The sequence below is a fragment of the Burkholderia sp. Tr-862 genome, assembly GCF_011753085.1.
Classification (GTDB): domain Bacteria; phylum Pseudomonadota; class Gammaproteobacteria; order Burkholderiales; family Burkholderiaceae; genus Burkholderia; species Burkholderia ambifaria.
In genome coordinates this window covers 68,161-83,788 of record NZ_VWWG01000010.1, presented here as the reverse complement: position 1 = coordinate 83,788, position 15,628 = coordinate 68,161, and the positions used below count along the sequence as shown (strand labels likewise).

At 66.6% G+C, this 15,628-nt stretch carries 14 protein-coding genes; 2 read left to right on the top strand and 12 right to left on the bottom strand.

Annotated features, from left to right (window positions below; genetic code table 11):
• The 7 genes from F3J14_RS05925 to F3J14_RS05895 form a co-directional block, all read right to left on the bottom strand.
• Positions 1-896: protein-glutamate O-methyltransferase CheR (locus F3J14_RS05925; protein WP_166722202.1), on the bottom strand; the 896-nt coding region annotated here is incomplete at its 3' end.
• Positions 893-1,405, bottom strand: coding sequence for a chemotaxis protein CheW (locus F3J14_RS05920; RefSeq protein ID WP_166722201.1), 513 nt, complete (start codon positions 1,403-1,405; stop codon positions 893-895). The genes F3J14_RS05920 and F3J14_RS05925, both read right to left, overlap by 4 nt.
• Positions 1,402-3,078, bottom strand: coding sequence for a methyl-accepting chemotaxis protein (locus F3J14_RS05915; RefSeq protein ID WP_166722200.1), 1,677 nt, complete (start codon positions 3,076-3,078; stop codon positions 1,402-1,404). Before F3J14_RS05915 ends, F3J14_RS05920 begins: the two co-directional genes overlap by 4 nt.
• A 120-nt stretch (positions 3,079-3,198) precedes the next feature.
• Positions 3,199-4,332 (bottom strand): hybrid sensor histidine kinase/response regulator, encoded by a 1,134-nt coding sequence (locus F3J14_RS05910; RefSeq protein WP_166722199.1) that lies wholly within the window; start codon positions 4,330-4,332, stop codon positions 3,199-3,201.
• 488 nt (positions 4,333-4,820) lie between these two features.
• Complete coding sequence (locus F3J14_RS05905; RefSeq protein ID WP_166722198.1) at positions 4,821-6,404, bottom strand: Na+/H+ antiporter; 1,584 nt, start codon at positions 6,402-6,404, stop codon at positions 4,821-4,823.
• Positions 6,405-6,657: 253 nt separating this feature from the next.
• Positions 6,658-8,091 (bottom strand): aldehyde dehydrogenase family protein, encoded by a 1,434-nt coding sequence (locus F3J14_RS05900; RefSeq protein WP_166722197.1) that lies wholly within the window; start codon positions 8,089-8,091, stop codon positions 6,658-6,660.
• Between the two features lie 28 nt (positions 8,092-8,119).
• Positions 8,120-9,760, bottom strand: a complete 1,641-nt coding sequence (locus F3J14_RS05895) for an acetolactate synthase large subunit (RefSeq protein ID WP_166722196.1) — start codon at positions 9,758-9,760, stop codon at positions 8,120-8,122.
• A 326-nt stretch (positions 9,761-10,086) separates the two neighbouring features.
• Here F3J14_RS05895 and F3J14_RS05890 point away from each other — a divergent pair, with 326 nt between their 5' ends.
• Positions 10,087-10,404, top strand: a complete 318-nt coding sequence (locus F3J14_RS05890) for a type II toxin-antitoxin system RelE/ParE family toxin (RefSeq protein WP_166722209.1) — start codon at positions 10,087-10,089, stop codon at positions 10,402-10,404.
• A gap of 3 nt (positions 10,405-10,407) precedes the next feature.
• Positions 10,408-10,707, top strand: a complete 300-nt coding sequence (locus F3J14_RS05885; protein WP_166722195.1) for an addiction module antidote protein — start codon at positions 10,408-10,410, stop codon at positions 10,705-10,707.
• A 42-nt stretch (positions 10,708-10,749) separates the two neighbouring features.
• Here the strand turns inward: F3J14_RS05885 and F3J14_RS05880 are convergent, their stop codons facing one another.
• The 5 genes from F3J14_RS05880 to andAc form a co-directional block, all read right to left on the bottom strand.
• On the bottom strand, positions 10,750-12,036 hold the full coding sequence (locus tag F3J14_RS05880; RefSeq protein WP_166722194.1) for a DUF445 domain-containing protein: 1,287 nt from the start codon (positions 12,034-12,036) through the stop codon (positions 10,750-10,752).
• 181 nt (positions 12,037-12,217) lie between these two features.
• Positions 12,218-13,438 (bottom strand): anthranilate 1,2-dioxygenase system ferredoxin--NAD(+) reductase, encoded by a 1,221-nt coding sequence (gene andAa / locus F3J14_RS05875; RefSeq protein ID WP_166722193.1) that lies wholly within the window; start codon positions 13,436-13,438, stop codon positions 12,218-12,220.
• Positions 13,428-13,754 (bottom strand): anthranilate 1,2-dioxygenase ferredoxin subunit AndAb, encoded by a 327-nt coding sequence (andAb, locus tag F3J14_RS05870; protein WP_006756593.1) that lies wholly within the window; start codon positions 13,752-13,754, stop codon positions 13,428-13,430. Before andAb ends, andAa begins: the two co-directional genes overlap by 11 nt.
• Positions 13,755-13,770: 16 nt before the next feature.
• The gene (gene andAd, locus F3J14_RS05865; protein ID WP_105830064.1) at positions 13,771-14,259 is read right to left on the bottom strand and encodes an anthranilate 1,2-dioxygenase small subunit AndAd; all 489 of its coding nucleotides are present in this window, start codon (positions 14,257-14,259) and stop codon (positions 13,771-13,773) included.
• A gap of 14 nt (positions 14,260-14,273) precedes the next feature.
• Positions 14,274-15,545 (bottom strand): anthranilate 1,2-dioxygenase large subunit AndAc, encoded by a 1,272-nt coding sequence (gene andAc / locus F3J14_RS05860; RefSeq protein WP_166722192.1) that lies wholly within the window; start codon positions 15,543-15,545, stop codon positions 14,274-14,276.
• Positions 15,546-15,628 lie beyond the last annotated feature (83 nt).

Here is a 15,628-nt window from a genome sequence, read left to right as displayed (position 1 = left end):
GCAACCGCGGGCGTCGGTGCCGCATGCCGCGCCGCGCCCGCGTCCGCCGCCGCGCCGCCATGCTCGCGATGAAACGCGAAAGCCAGCGGCACGCGCGCCGAACGCATCCCGTGCCGCATCGCGACGCCCGTTTCGGCCGGACCGACGAACAGCATCCCGTCGTCGGCGAGCCAGCTTTCGAGCGAACCGATCACGCGGTCCTGCGCGTCGCGGTCGAAGTAGATCAGCACGTTGCGGCAGAACACGAAATCGTAGCGAATGCCCGTATCGACGCCCGGCTCGATCAGGTTCGCCTGGCGAAACTGGACGCGCGCGCGCACGCGCTCGTCGAGCAGCCAGCCGTCGGCGGCCGGCGTGAAGTAGCGGGCGCGGAACTCGGTCGCCGTGCCGCGAAACGCATTGCGCCCGTAGCAGCCGAGCCGCGCCTGTTCGATCGCGCGCGCGCTCAGGTCGATCGCGTCGATCATGAAGCTGGCCGGATCGAGCCCGGCGTCGAGCAGCGCCATCGCCGCCGAATACGGCTCCTCGCCGGTCGAGCACGGCGCGCTCAGCACGCGGATCACGCGCCCGGGCGTCGCGGCAAGCCGCTCGAGCGCAAGCCGCGCGAGCGTCACGAACGCCTCGCGATCGCGGAAGAACCACGTCTCCGGCACGACGAACAGCTCGATCAGCGCGCGCCGTTCGTCGGCCGACGCGTTGAGCTGCTGCCAGTAGGCGTCGAGCGCTTCCGGCGTGACGGGCGGCCGCGCCGCCGACGGCAGCCGCTCGCAGTCGCCCTGCAGCGCATGCACGCGCTCGGTCAGCGCGCGGCTCAGGAAATCGTTGCCGAGCGAATCGGGGTCGATGCCGGTCTCGCGCAGCAGCCAGCCGCGAAATCGCGAATCGGACTCTTTCATGCGGACTCCCCTCCGTGGCCCGGCAGGCCGTCGAACAGATACAGGCGCGCAACGTCGTCGATCAGATCGGATACCGACACCTGCTGCACGATTCCGTCGGGCGTGTTCGCGACGTGCCCGAGCCAGCGCGTGCGCGCGGTCGACACGCCGCTGGCGCGGAATGCCGTGCGGTCGATTCGCAGCGTCTGCGTCGCGCGCTCGATGATCAGGCCGATCACGCGCTCGCGGTCGAGCGGCTCGACGCGGTAGCGCACCATCACCAGCCGCGTCGAACGCAGCGCATGCGCGCGCCGCCCGAGCGCCAGCATCGGCACGTCGATCACGGGCACCGGCTGACCGCCCCGCATCAGCAGCCCGGCGATCCAGTCGGGCGCGCCGGGCACGACCTTGGTGGTCGCGAGCGGCAACACTTCGTCGATGTCGGCCGCGTCGAGCGCATAGCGCTCGCCGTCGAGCTCGAACATCAGGAACAGCGCATGCGCGCCGCCGTGCGACTCGGCGCGCGTCACGCGTCGACCTTGAAGCGCGACACGCTGGTGCGCAACTGGTTCGCGACGAGCGTCAGGTCATCGATCGCCTGCGACGACTGGCGCAGCGATTCGGCCGTCTGCTGCGCGGCTTCCGATAGCTGCGACAGCGCCTGCGTGATCTGCTCCGCACCGTTCGCCTGCGTCTGCATCCCTTCGTTGACCATCTGGAAGCGCGGCGAGAGCGTCTGCACCTCGGCGATGATCTGCGACAGCTGGCCGCCGACCTGCTGCACGTCGAGCATTCCGCGGCGCACTTCCTCGGAGAACTTGTCCATCCCCATCACGCCCGCCGACACGGCCGACTGGATTTCCTTCACCGTCTGCTCGATGTCGTAGGTCGCGACCGCCGTCTGGTCGGCGAGGCGGCGGATCTCGGTCGCGACGACCGCGAAGCCGCGGCCGTACTCGCCGGCCTTCTCGGCCTCGATCGCCGCGTTCAGCGACAGCAGGTTGGTCTGGTCGGCCACCTTGGTGATCGTCGCGACGACCTGGTTGATGTTCAGCGCCTTCTCGTTGAGGATCGCGAGCTTCGCATTCACCGAACCGGCCGCGTCCATCACGCTGCGCATCGTCTCGCCCATCCGCGTGAGGCCGCTCTGGCTCGCGCCCGCGAGCGTCGCCGACTGTTCGGCCACGCCGGCCACCTCGTTCATCGTGCGCAGCAGGTCGCGCGAGGTCGCGAAGATCTCGCGCGACGTCGCACCGATCTCGGTCGTCGTCGCCGCGGTTTCGTTGGCGGTCGCCTGCTGCTCACGCGACGTCGCCGCGATTTCGGCAACCGACGTCGTCACCTGCAGCGACGACTGCTGCGCGCGCGCGACCAGCTCGGTCAGTTCGTCCGCCATCCGGTTGAAGCCCGTCTCGAGCGTGCCGAACTCATCATGGCGGCGCAGGTCGAGGCGGCGCGTCAGGTTGCCGGTGCGCATCACGTCGTGCACTTCCACGAGCCGCGCCATCGGCACGGTGACCGCGCGGAACAGCCCGTAGCCGAGCGCGAGCGCGGACAGCAGCACGATGCCCAGCGCCAGCGCGAGCACGACCTCGGTGTCCTGCACGGACTGGCGAATCAGCTTCGCGGAGTTGTCGGCGAACTTGCGGTTCTCCTGCACCAGGACGTTCGCGTTGCGCACGACCTCGGTCCACACGGGCAGCGTCCGCGCGTAGGCTGCGACGGCTTCCTCGCGCGACACGTGGCTCTTCTGGATCGCATCGTTGAGCAGCGGTACGTAGCGGTCGTAGGAACCGCGGAACGTCGAGAAACGCTGCCGGTCGTCATCGCGGAACGTCGTGTTCTGGTAGTCGACCGACAACGACTCGACCTCCTTGAGCGCCTCGGCAATCTTCGCGAAATCGCGCTGCACGAGTTCGGGATCGGTATCGACGAACGTCGCCTGCTGCAGCATCGCGAACGATTCGTTGACCGAGCCGCGCAGCGACGCCGCGAGATAGACGCCGGGCAACGAGTCGCGTTCGATGCTGATGGCTTCGGTGTTGATCGCATGCAGACGCTCGTAGGACACGCCGGCGGTCACCAGCATCAGCACGAACAGCACGCCGAAGCTGAGCAGGATGCGGTTGCCGAGCGTCAGCCGGCCAGCGCCGATCGTCGGATGCAGGCTTTCATTGGTCGCGCGGGGCGTCACGGTGGCCATGTTCGTTATGGGCTTTCTAAAATCAGCGTTGAAAAAAACCGCGCCCGCCTGCACGCCGCACGGCGCGCCACGAGCGCATCGTCTGCGGGCGGCACGGCACCGGCGGGCCGCGCCGCGAAATCACCGGTCCGCTTGCGCCGGCAGCCGAAGCGCGACCATGAAGCCGCGCGCCGTATTGCGCATCAGGATCTGGCCGCGATGCCGCGCGGCCGTCGCGCGCACGAATGCAAGCCCGAGGCCGAAGCCGCTGCGCGCCGCGCCGTGCACGGATTCGAGCCGCACGAACGACTCGGTCGCCGCCGTGCGCTGCTCGGGCGCGATGCCGTTGCCGGCATCCTCGACGCCGATCAGCAGGGCACCGTCGTCGTCGCCCAGCGTGCAATGCACGTCCGTGCCGGCCGGACCGTATTTCAGCGCGTTGTCGATCAGGTTCGCGACCGCGCGCGTGAGCATCATGCGGTCGCCCATCGTCACGCACTCGGTGTCGGGCACGTGGGCCACGACGCGGCTTCCGAAGCCGGCCGCCCTTTCCCACAGCTGGTCGACCGCGTCGAGCACGATCTCGTTGAGACTCAGGACCTCGTGCGCGCGGCGTTCCGACTGCGCGCGGGTCAGGTGGATGAAGCCGTCGGCCAGCGCCAGCGCGCGCCGTGCATGGCCGGCAATGCGCTCCATGATCGCCGGCATGTCGCCGTGCTCGGTCCGGTAAACCTCGAGCAGCGCAAGAATCGACGTCTGCGGCGAGCGCATGTCGTGCGACAGGAAATCCAGCGCTTCGTCGCGCTGCCGCGACATCAGGTACGAATTCGAGTGATAGCGGATGCGCGCGGTCAGCTCCATCGCGTCCGGGAGCTTCACGAGATAGTCGTTCGCGCCGGCGATGAATGCCTCGCGCTTGACGATCGGCTCCTCTTTCGCCGACAGCACGATGATCGGCACGCGTGCGGTGTCGGCGTCCGCGCGCCACGCGCGAACGAGGTCGAGGCCGTCGATTTCCGGCATCACGAGATCCTGCAGGATGACCGTCGGCTTCACGTCGCGCGCGACCGCCATCGCCCGGTGTGCGTCGGTGCACACATGCAGGTCGATATCGTGCTCGCTGCGCAGCGCGCGGCGGATCACCTCGCCGACGAACGGCTGATCGTCGACGAGCAGAACCGATAGCCCCGATTCGAGACAATCCGGCGCATTTTCACCGCTCGATTCTTTCATAAATACCGTTTCAAACGCCAAATCTCCAATTGATTCTTTCATAGGAGTTGTTTATCCGACTTGGACGCCATCTTAATTTAGCGGTTGAGAAATCCGCCTGTTGTTGCCGACTTGGCCTGTCGGCATTGCCTCACGGGGATCCGAGCGCCGATTTTCCCCCGACGACGGTCGTATTACCTCCGCGGGCTTTCTCTCAATAAAGATAACCGGCTGATTCTAAATGAAATTAGAACACAGCATCTATCTCCTTCCGGTTTAGTTTTGCCAAATATGGTGAAAGAGAGGGATTCAGTTAAATCAGATCATTTCCGGACGCGAAAGACGATAACGTTTGCGAGGCCGGTGCCACGAGGCTTGCATGCGCTGCAAGGCTCGCGTGTCGGAGGTATTGGGGCCGGACTCCGATGCGACGGAATCGGGGGAGAGGGAGGGGAAAAGTAGCGCGCCGCGACCGGATCAGCCGCGACGCGAACGCCCGGAGCGCGGCCGGCCGGAACCCGCAACCGCAACCGCGAGGGCCGTGCGGCAGCCTACCCGCGCGCGTGCTGCGCGGATACTTCCTGCAGATCGAGATCACGCTCGAGCATGTGCAGCATCTCGTCGTGGATGCGGCCGGAACGATGCAGGCGCAACAATTCCGCGCGTCCGGCCTTGATCGCGGCCAGCACGACGTCGTAGTGCGCGGTGCGCACCTCCGCCGGATACGCAGGCTCGTTCTTCGCCCGCTCGGTCAGCTGCGCGCGATACGTGTATTGCTCCAGCAGGCGCGGGTGAATCACGTTGCCGCTCTCGTCGCGCACCAGCGGCTGGATCGCCGCGAGCTGCGCCGCCTCGATGTGCGCCCACGCCATCGGCTCGGTCAGGTGATGCGCGGCGCGCGCTTCGTGCTGAGGCAGGCGCAGCAGCCGGATCAGCGGCCCGATGGTCGTGCCCTGCAGTAGCACGGTGACGAGGATCACCGCGAACGACGCGACCAGGATCACGTCGCGGCCCGGCATCGCCTCCGGCAACGACAACGCGATCGCCAGCGTCACGACCCCGCGCATCCCGGCCCAGCTCATGATCGTCGCGGCCTTCCAGTCGGGTGCGAAACCGCGCCCGACGATCCCGCGCACCGGCAGCTTCAGCGCCTCGACCGCATAGATCCACACGAAGCGCGACACGACCACCGCCGCCAGCACCGCGAGCACCGGCGGCACCATCGTGGCGAGCACCTGCTCGAAACCGCCGAGCCGGTGGATCGCGCCGCGCAGCGACAGCCCGATCAGCACGAACACCATCGCCTCGAGCAGGAACACGATGACCTGCCAGAATGCGGTGCCGCGCGTGCGCACGGCGGCCGAAAACACCTCGTGCTGATGCCAGCCGACGATCATGCCGGCCGTCACCGTCGCGATCACGCCCGACACCTCGAGCATCTCGCCCGCGATGTATGCGATCCAGCCGGCGATCACCGCGACGGTAATCACCAGATAGTCGTCATCGAGCAGCTTCAGGAACCACACGACGAGCTTGCCGACCAGGTAGCCGACCACGACGCCGCCGAGCCCGAGCTCCGCGAAGCGCACGACCGCGTGCTCGAAACTGAACGCCCCCGTCAGCGCGGCGGCGACCGCGAAGCGGAACAGCACCAGGCCGGCCGCGTCGTTCAACAGGCTTTCGCCTTCGAGCAGCACCATCAGCCGGCGCGGCAGCGCGACGCGTTCGAGCACCGCCTTCGCGGCCACCGCGTCGGGCGGCGACACGATCGCGCCGAGCGCGAAGCATGCGGCCCATGGCAGCGACGGCACGACCCAGTGCACGGCAAAACCGACCGCGAACGTCGTGAACACCACCGCGCCAATCGCGAGCATCAGGATGCCGCCGACGTTGCGCTTGAACTCCTCCCATACGGAGAAATACGCGCCGTCCATCAGCAGCGGCGGCAGGAACACGAGCAGCACGAGCTCCGGATCGAGGTTGATCGGCGGCAGACCGGGAATGAACGCGATGCCGATGCCGCCGATCAGCAGCGCGGCCGCAGGCGGCAACCGCAACCGCTTGGCGATGCATTCGAGCGCGACGATCGCGAGAAACGACAACAGAACCAGCTTGAACGCCGAGACGGGGGACATGAATCGACCTCGTGAAGAATGAATGCGCACGCCAACCGGTGTCGTACCCTGGTTGGCCATTTCGCGCGATTACATCACGATGCGATGCCGGGAGTCGAGCGCGTTCGGCAGGCGCGGCGCGCGGTGCCGCGTCGATACCACACGGCGAGGAGTCGCCGCGCACGTCCGCAGGTGTCGAAATGAAAAACGGCACGCGGGCCGGCGCGATCCCGCGATCGCCCGCCCGCGTGCCGTCTTGCCGCCTGCGATCGCGCTAGCGGCGCCGCACGACCATCAGCCGTGGCTCGGTCATGTCCTCGATCGCGTAGCGGATCCCTTCGCGGCCGAGACCCGAGTCCTTCACGCCGCCATACGGCATGTTGTCGACCCGGAACGACGGCACGTCGTTGATCACGACGCCTCCCACCTCCAGTTCATCCCACGCGCGCTGCGCATGCGCGAGCGAATCGGTGAACACGCCGGCCTGCAGCCCGAAGTCGCTGTCGTTCACGCGCGCGAGCGCATCGTCGAAGCGGTCGAACTTCTCGAGGATCGCGACCGGGCCGAACGCCTCCTTGCGGTACAGGTCCTGCTCGCGGCCGACGTTTTCCAGCAGCGTCGCCTCGAACATCGCGCCGTCGACCTTGCCGCCCGCGATGATCTTCGCGCCCGCCGCGACGGCCGCATCCATCCAGCCGGACAGCCGGCGCGATTCGGATTCGGAGATCATCGGGCCGACGAACGTCGACGGATCCTTCGGATCGCCCATCTTCAGCGAACGCGTCTTCGCGATCAGCTTGTCGCGCAGCGCGACGTACAGGTCCGCATGCACGAGGATGCGCTGCACGCCGATACAGCTCTGGCCCGACTGGTAATACGCGCCGAACGCGAGACGCTCGACCACGTAGTCGAGCTGGTCGTGCTGATCCGCGTCGACGATCGCCGCCGCGTTGCCGCCGAGTTCGAGCACGACTTTCTTCTTGCCGGCCTTTTCCTTCAGCGCCCAGCCGACGGCCGGCGAGCCCGTGAACGACAGCAGCTTGAAGCGCTCGTCGGTCGTGAACAGGTCGGCGCCGTCGCGATGCGCGGGCAGCACCGAGAACGCGCCCTTCGGCAGGTCGGTTTCCGCGAGCACCTCGCCGATGATCAGCGCGCCGATCGGCGTGCGGCTCGCGGGCTTCAGCACGAACGGACAGCCGGCGGCCAGCGCGGGGGCGACCTTGTGCGCGGCGAGGTTCAGCGGGAAGTTGAACGGCGAGATGAACGAGCACGGGCCGATCGGCACGCGCCGCGTATAGCCCGTGTAGCCTTGCGCGCGCGCCGAGATCTCGAGGTTGATCACTTCGCCGTCGATGCGCACCGATTCCTCGGACGCGACGCGAAACGTATCGATCAGCCGCGTCACTTCGCCCTTCGAATCGTTGATCGGCTTGCCGGCCTCGATGCACAGCGCCTCGGCCAGCTCGTCGAAACGCTCGCGAAAGCGCGCGACGCAGTGATCGAGCACCGCCTGCCGCTTGTAGGCCGGCAACTCGCGCATCGGCTTCGCGGCATCGACCGCCGCGCCGATGGCCGCATCGATCGCCTTCGCGTCGGCGAGCGCGACGCGCGTCGCGACCTTGCCGCTGAACTTGTCGGTCACGTCGAGATCGGTGTTCGCGTAGACGGCTTCGTTGGCCAGGTAATACGGATAGGTATCCTTCAACATGGAACGCTCCTTCCGGTGAACTGCGGATTCAGAGTTGCGCCGACAGGCGCTTGATTTCGCGGTTGAGCACGCGCTCGTTGTCCGAATAGTCGATCGGCACGTCGATCACGTGCACGCCCGGCGTCGCGAAGCAGTCGCGCAGCAGCGGCTCGAGATCGTCGGCCGCTTCGACGCGATGCCCATGCGCGCCGTAGCTCTGCGCATACGACACGAAATCGGGATTCTTCAGCGTCATCGCGAAATCGGGGAAATTCATGTTCTCCTGCTTCCAGCGGATCATCCCGAACGCATCGTCGCGCAGGATCATCACGACGAGGTCGAGCTTCAGCCGCACGGCCGTTTCGAGTTCCTGCGAATTCATCATGAAGCCGCCGTCGCCGCACACGGCGATCACCTTGCGCTGCGGATGCACGATCTTCGTCGCGATCGCCGACGGCAGGCCCGCGCCCATCGATGCGAGCGCGTTGTCGAGCAGCAGCGAGTTCGGTTCGTGCGCACGCCAGTAGCGCGCGAACCAGATCTTGTACATCCCGTTGTCGAGGCAGACGATCCCGTCGAGCGGCAGCGCGTTGTACAGGTCGTTCACGATCCGCACCGGATACATCGGGAAGCGCGGGTCGTGCTGGCCCTTCTGCAGGTGCGCGTCGAAATGCTCCTTGATCATCGTGAAGCGCTCGAAATCCCAGTGCGGCTGGGGCGTGACCGCTTCCTTCATCTGCCACACCGCGTTCGCGATGTCGCCGACCACCTCGATCTGCGGGAAATAGACGGGATCCACCTGCGCGCCGAGGAAGTTCACGTGGATCACCGTTTTGTCGTCCGCGCGCATGAAGAACGGCGGCTTCTCGATCACGTCGTGGCCGACGTTGATGATGCAGTCCGCATGCTCGATCGCGCGATGCACGAAGTCGCCGTCCGACAGTGTCGCGTTGCCGAGCCACAGCGGATGCGTTTCGTCGATCACGCCCTTGCCCATCTGCGTCGTGAAGAACGGGATGCCCGTCTTGTCGACGAATTCGAGCAGCATCTTGCAGGTCGTCTTGCGGTTGCCGCCCGCACCGATCATCAACAGCGGATGGCGCGCGGCCTGGATCGCGTCGATCGCGTGCGCGACTGCCTTCTCCTCGGCGACCGGCCGCCGGCTGTAGCTGCGCGGAATCGGCTTGCCGTCACCCTCCTCGTGCGCGATGTCCTCCGGCAGTTCGAGGTGCGCGGCGCCCGGACGCTCCTCCTCCGCGCGGCGAAACGCCTCGCGCACCGCCGACGGAATGTTGCCGATCGACACGATCTGCCGCGTGAACTTCGTCAGTGGCTGCATCATGTCGACGACGTCGACGATCTGGAAGTGGCCCTGCTTGCTGGACTTGATCGGCTTCTGCCCGGTAATCATCAGCATCGGCATGCCGCCGAGCTGCGCGTACGCGGCGGCCGTCACGAAGTTGGTCGCACCCGGCCCGAGCGTCGCGAGACATACGCCGGTGCGGCCCGTCAGGCGGCCGTAGGTGGCGGCCATGAATCCGGCCGCCTGCTCGTGCCGGGTCAGCACGAGCTTGATCTTCGATCGCCGCAGCGATTCGAGCAAATCGAGGTTTTCCTCGCCGGGAATGCCGAACACGTACTCGACGCCTTCGGCTTCCAGCGCCTTCACGAACAGATCCGATGCTTTCATGGGGGACTCTCGGTTGATGCCGCCTGCCCGGCTTACGGGCGCGCGACGTTCAGAACGCGCGCCGGCCTACGGCACGCGGACGCTTTACCTACTGGACACAAACCACGACACGGCACGCGCGCGGCAAGCACGCGCGGTCGACAAGGACGCTTTTGATTGTAGACGGATTCGCGCAATCCCGACTTCGACCGAATGGCCAGGGCCGGCCTCGCGACAGGGTCGGCCTGACGGCCAATTCGACGTCAAGCGGCGCGCGCGGCCCTACTGTAGGGGCACCCGAATTCCATTCATCGAACCTGTGAACCATGGTTGACATGCTGCGATCCATGCCATACAGTGCACCTACATTCAGTATCCGGACTACCGACGTCTTCGACGCGTGGTTTGCCGGCCTGCAGGATCGCGTCGCGAAGCGCCGCATCCAGGCGCGCATCGACCGGCTGTCGATGGGCAACCCGGGCGACTGGAAATCCGCCGGCTCCCCCGTCGTCGAAATGCGTATCGATCACGGGCCCGGCTATCGCGTCTACTACGTCAGGCGCGGAACGATATGGGTGATCCTGCTCTGCGGCGGCGACAAGTCGACGCAACAGGCGGACATCGGCGCCGCGCACGCGATGTTCGCGCGGCTCGACCTGGAGTGATCGATGGACAAGATCAAGACCCGGCCGTGGGATTCGGCCGAACACCTGAAAACCGACGATGACATGGCCGACTACTTCGAGGCCTGTCTGCAGGAAGGCGGCGACGACCCGGCCTTCATCGCGCATGCGCTCGGCGTGATCGCCCGCGCGCGCGGCATGTCGCAGGTCGCGCGCGACGCGGGCCTGTCGCGCGAAGGGCTGTACAAGGCGCTGTCGCACGACGGCAATCCGAGCTTCGGCACGATCCTGAAAGTGATCAAGGCGCTCGGCCTGCAACTGCACGGCGCGAAGGCGCACGCGTGATTCGCCGGCGCGCGCGGGCGCGCCAGGTACACGATGGCCGCGTCAATGCAGCCATCCGCCAGCCCAATGCGGCACCAGCGACACCAGGTACAGCCCGAGCCCGATCAACCCGCCGACCAGCGTTCCGTTGATGCGGATGTACTGCAGGTCCTTGCCGATGTTCAACTCGATCTGCCGCGACATTTCGCGCGCATCCCAGTTGCGAACCGTATCGCGGATGTGACGCATCAGGAAATCCGCGAAATCCGGTGCGATCTCGTGCACGGCCTTCTCGATATGCTCGTTCATCGACGCGCGCAACGCCGGGCTTTCCGCGAGCCGCGCGCCGAGCCAGCCGCCCAGCGTCGCGGCCTGCCGGTGCAGCGACGAATCCGGGCGCGCGAGATCGGCCTTCAGCCACGCGCGCAACTGGTCCCACAGATCGCGCGCATAGTCGTTGAACGCGTCGCCGTCGCGGATGTAGCGCTTGATCTCGTCGCCCTTCGCGATGAACACGGGATCATGCTTCAGCCGTTCCGTCAGCCGCACGACCGTGCGGTCGAAGCGCTGCCGCAGCTCGTGTTCGGGATCGGCCGCCACCCCCTCGAGCACGCGGCTCACCGCGCTCGCCAGCATGCGCGCGCCGTTCTCGCCGAACCACTGCGTCGGCATGATCTTCTCGACCTTCGGATATTGGGTCTTCAGCCATTCGACGATGAAGCCCGCGATCACTTCGCGGTTCTCCTCCTTGTCGAGCACGTCGACCACCTGTTCGATCGCGTCGTCGAGCAGCGCCTGGTGCCGGCCGTCCTTCGTCAGCGTGTCGAGAATCACGCCGGCCGATTGCGACAGGTCGATCCGGTCGATCACCGCGCGGAACGCATCGTGGACGAACGACTGGATCCGCGCATCGTCGGTCATGTCGAGCGCGAAGCTCATCAGCTTCGTCACGTAGCCGCCGAGCGCGTCGGTGTTCGCCGGTTCGCCGAGCCATGCGCCGAGCTTGCTGGCTGGATCGTGCTGGCGAATCTGCGCGGCGAGCGCGTCGGGGCCGAGGAATTTCTCGCGCACGAACACCGCGAGGTTGTCGGCGATCTTGTCCTTGTTCTTCGGAATGATCTCGGTGTGGCGCGACACGAACGGGATCGGCACGCGCCGGAACAGCGCGACGACCGCGAACCAGTCGGCCAGCGCGCCGACCATCGCGGCCTCGGCCACCGCCTTGAAACCGTCGACCCACGGGCCGCGCGGCAGCAGGATCGTCGTGACGAACACCGCGACGGCGGCCAGCAGCAGCCATAGCGCGCGGCGCTTGCTGCGCTTCAGTTCGAGGGCTTTGTCTGGCGTCATGGGCGACCGGTGAAACGGCAATGCCGCTAATATGCACCGATCGCCGGCCCGCGACAAACCCGCGCGCATTGCGCGCGCCGGGAAGGTTGTCCGGAACGGCGTTCCTTCGATCTACTTTTCGACCGCCCGCCGCCGGACGCCGACGCGAACCCGGCCACGCGGGCCGCGTTCGCGCGCTGCGTCAGAGGAACGTCTTCAGGTTCACCGCCGGGTCGGCGAGCTTCACCGGGTCGGGCACCGCCCCTGCCGCGATCAGCCGGCGCGACGCGCCGATGTCGCGCCCGAGGTTCGCCGCGGCCACCGCGACGATCCTGCCATCGTCGCCCAGTCCGAACACCGTGAACGGCCCGCTCGCCGGATCGCCGCGCACGACGGTCGTGCGTTCGCTGCCGAACAGGCCGAGCATCTGCAGGTTGCAGTCGTACTGATCGGACCACAGCCACGGCAGCTCGGCATAGGTTTCGTCCGCGCCGAGCAGGTTCGCGGCCGCGACGGCCGGCTGGTTTTCCGCGACCTGCCACGACTCGATCCGCACGTGACGCCCGAGCAGCGGATTGAAGTGCATCGTCACCTCGCCCGCCGCGAAGATCGCCTGATCGGCCGTGCGGCAGCCCGCATCGACACGGATCCCGTTGTCGACCTCGAGGCCGGCCGCCTGCGCGAGCTCGACGTTGGGCACGACGCCGATCCCGACCACGACGATATCGGCCGGCACGTCGCCGCGATCGGTCTCGACGATCGCACCGCCGCCCGCCGCACGGCGAATCGCGCGCGGCAGCGTCGCCATCTGAAAGTTCACGCCGCGCGCGTCATGCAGTTGCCGCGCATACGCGCCGACGACTTCCGGCAACGCTCTCTGCAGCAAGCGCGGCGCCGGGTCGATCACCGTCACGTCGCAACCACGCTGGCGCGCCGCGGCCGCCACTTCCAGGCCGATGAAGCCGCCGCCGAGCACCGCCACGTGACACCCGGGCGCGAGTTGCGCCCGCAACGCGCGCGCGTCGGCAACGGTACGCACGTAATGAGGAACGACGCCGTCGTCGACCGGGCCGCCGAACGCACGCACCCGCGAACCCGTCGCGAGCACGAGCCGTGCGTACGGCAACGTCGCGCCGTCGTCGAGCCGCACACGCCGCGCATCGCGTTCGATCGCATCGACGCGCGTGCCGAGCCGCAGCTCGACGCGCTGCGCGTCGTACCACGCGGCATCGCGCACGAACGCGCGCTGCTCGCCGCCGTCGCTCAGCAGCGCGTCCTTCGACAGCGCAGGCCGGTCGTACGGCAGCTCGCGCTCCGCGCCGATCATCACGATGCGCGCATCGGCGTCGCACGCGCGCAGCGCCTCGGCCGTGCGCCGTGCCGCGTGGCCGGCGCCGACGATCACGAACGGGTCAGTCGACATTGACTTCCACCTGCCCGTCGACGATCCGGATCGGATAGGTCCGCACCGGCTCGGTGATCGGCGCGCATTTCGGCGCACCCGTGCGAATGTCGATGAGCCCCTGGTGCAGCGGGCACTCGACGCAGCCGTCCTCCACATAGCCTTCGGACAGGCGCGCGTGACCATGGGAACAGAGGTCATGCATCGCGAACAGTTCGTCGCCGATCCGGAACACCGCGATCGGCTTCTGGCCGGCGACGCGTGCCGCCGGTTCGTCTTCGGAGAATTCGTCGAATGCGCCCAGCGGATGCCATTCGGCGAGCGTTGCTTCGGTCATGTCGTTTCCTTGGCTGTCAGATCGGCGTCGCGAGCAGCGTCTGCACACGCGACGTGTCGTAGATCACGCGCTTGGTCTTGTAGCGCAGCCCGTCGGGCGTGCGCACGACCGTGTCGTAGTACTTGCCGGCCTGGTACACGTTCGATTCGCCGTTGCTGCGCGTCTGCACGACCACGTAGTTGCTCTCGGTGTCGATCTCGCCGTCGCGCTCCGCGACGATCGTGAGACCCGACGTCATGTGCCGGTACGTGTGCTCTTCATAGATGTTCGCGTGCCGCAGCGACACCACGCGATCGCGCAGCATCCGCTGGTTCGTGCAGTGGACGATCCCGACCGGCAGCCCGAGATCCGCGTTCTCCTTCGGCACGATCTCGTACGTGCAATCCTCGGTGAACATTTCCGGCCAGTGTTCGAGCCGGTCGTTGTCGAGGTGGCCGATGTAGCGGTTCTGGAGCATGTAAATCTCGAACCACGTCTTCATGTCTTCCGTCAGGTTTTCCATCATTCCGCGCTCCCGCTTCAATAGCCCATCAGCTTCTGATAGCCGACCCAGAACTTGCGGATCAGGCTTTCGGTGATCACCGTGTCCTGCTGGTCCGGATTGCCGCGCGACATTTCGATCACCGACGTCGCATCGGCGTCGCGCACCGTGCCGCGCTGCACGAGTTCGGTCGCCTCGGTGTCCTCCATCGAGATGTAACCGGCCGGCCCGACCAGGTTCGCCTGCTTGATGCGCAGCGCGCGCAGCTCGGGCGTGTCGTCCACGTAGCCGAAGAAGTGGAAGATCAGCTCGAAGTTGTCCGGCCCCTTCGGCAGGATCTGGCGCGCGACCAGAGTGTTGTGGATCTGCTGGATCACGAGCTGCGGGAAGATCGGCTGGATATGGTTCGTGCAGTCCTCGTCGTACTCCGACACGAGATCGAGGATCGACTCGTCTTCCAGATGGAAGCCCTCGTCGAACGAGCGGATGTTCTGCTGCTTGTACGCGGCCGACGTGTCGTCGCCCGTCTTCGTCACCGTGATGATGCTGTGCAGCCCGTGATTCGCATCCGGAATCGAGCGCGCCTTCATCCCGACGCGGAAGATATTGAAGGTCGTATGGAACAGATGCAGCATGCTCGCGTGATACGGATCCTTCACGTTCTCCATGTACAGTTTCCAGTTCGACTTCGAATACTGTCTCGTGCAGCCGAGATATTCGATCGGCTTGTGGAAGATCCGGTCGATCCACGGCCGCATCTGCTCGCCGAGATAATCCGGCAGCGGCATCACTTCATCGCTGAAAGTGGCGAACACGAGCCCGCGATAGCTGTCGACGCGCAGCTTGCGCAGCCCGTGCTGCTTCGGGTCGAAGTCGGCCGGCATCCCGGTCATCCCCTTCTGGCCGCGCCGGAACGGCACGCCGAGCAGGTTGCCCTGGTTGTCGAAGCTCCACTGGTGGTACACGCACGTGTGCGAGCTCGCGTTGCCGCGCGACTTGCGGCAGACCTGCGCGCCGCGGTGCGCGCAGCGGTTCACCCAGGCGGACAGCGCGCCGTCCTCGGTGCGCGTGACGACGACCGGCGTGTCGCCGACGAACGTGCTCTTGAAGTCGCCGGCCTTCGGGATTTCCGCTTCCAGCGCGACGAAGTTCCATGTCGGCCCGCGGAAGATGCGTTCCTGCTCGCGATCGTAGACCGCTCGCGAGCTGAACACCTTGTATGGCACGCGCGAGCCGTCGTCGTGCGGAAAACGCACATCGGACGCGTCGTCACGCGCGGCGAATACGACGGGCGATTCTGTCTGCTCCATGTCGGACTCCTTGTGGTTCCGGTTCGTTGATTGCATGGAGCCCATTTTTGAAAAGCTAATATTCGCCGTCTATCCGGAAAGTG

Excerpts from the sequence above, each read along its gene's own strand:
- F3J14_RS05915 (WP_166722200.1), bottom strand. The coding sequence starts at position 3,078 with ATGGCCACCGTGACGCCCCGCGCGACCAATGAAAGCCTGCATCCGACG.
- F3J14_RS05910 (WP_166722199.1), bottom strand. The coding sequence starts at position 4,332 with ATGAAAGAATCAATTGGAGATTTGGCGTTTGAAACGGTATTTATGAAA.
- F3J14_RS05905 (WP_166722198.1), bottom strand. The coding sequence starts at position 6,404 with ATGTCCCCCGTCTCGGCGTTCAAGCTGGTTCTGTTGTCGTTTCTCGCG.
- F3J14_RS05900 (WP_166722197.1), bottom strand. The coding sequence starts at position 8,091 with ATGTTGAAGGATACCTATCCGTATTACCTGGCCAACGAAGCCGTCTAC.
- F3J14_RS05895 (WP_166722196.1), bottom strand. The coding sequence starts at position 9,760 with ATGAAAGCATCGGATCTGTTCGTGAAGGCGCTGGAAGCCGAAGGCGTC.
- F3J14_RS05890 (WP_166722209.1), top strand. The coding sequence starts at position 10,087 with ATGCCATACAGTGCACCTACATTCAGTATCCGGACTACCGACGTCTTC.
- F3J14_RS05885 (WP_166722195.1), top strand. The coding sequence starts at position 10,408 with ATGGACAAGATCAAGACCCGGCCGTGGGATTCGGCCGAACACCTGAAA.
- F3J14_RS05880 (WP_166722194.1), bottom strand. The coding sequence starts at position 12,036 with ATGACGCCAGACAAAGCCCTCGAACTGAAGCGCAGCAAGCGCCGCGCG.
- andAa (WP_166722193.1), bottom strand. The coding sequence starts at position 13,438 with ATGTCGACTGACCCGTTCGTGATCGTCGGCGCCGGCCACGCGGCACGG.
- andAb (WP_006756593.1), bottom strand. The coding sequence starts at position 13,754 with ATGACCGAAGCAACGCTCGCCGAATGGCATCCGCTGGGCGCATTCGAC.
- andAd (WP_105830064.1), bottom strand. The coding sequence starts at position 14,259 with ATGATGGAAAACCTGACGGAAGACATGAAGACGTGGTTCGAGATTTAC.
- andAc (WP_166722192.1), bottom strand. The coding sequence starts at position 15,545 with ATGGAGCAGACAGAATCGCCCGTCGTATTCGCCGCGCGTGACGACGCG.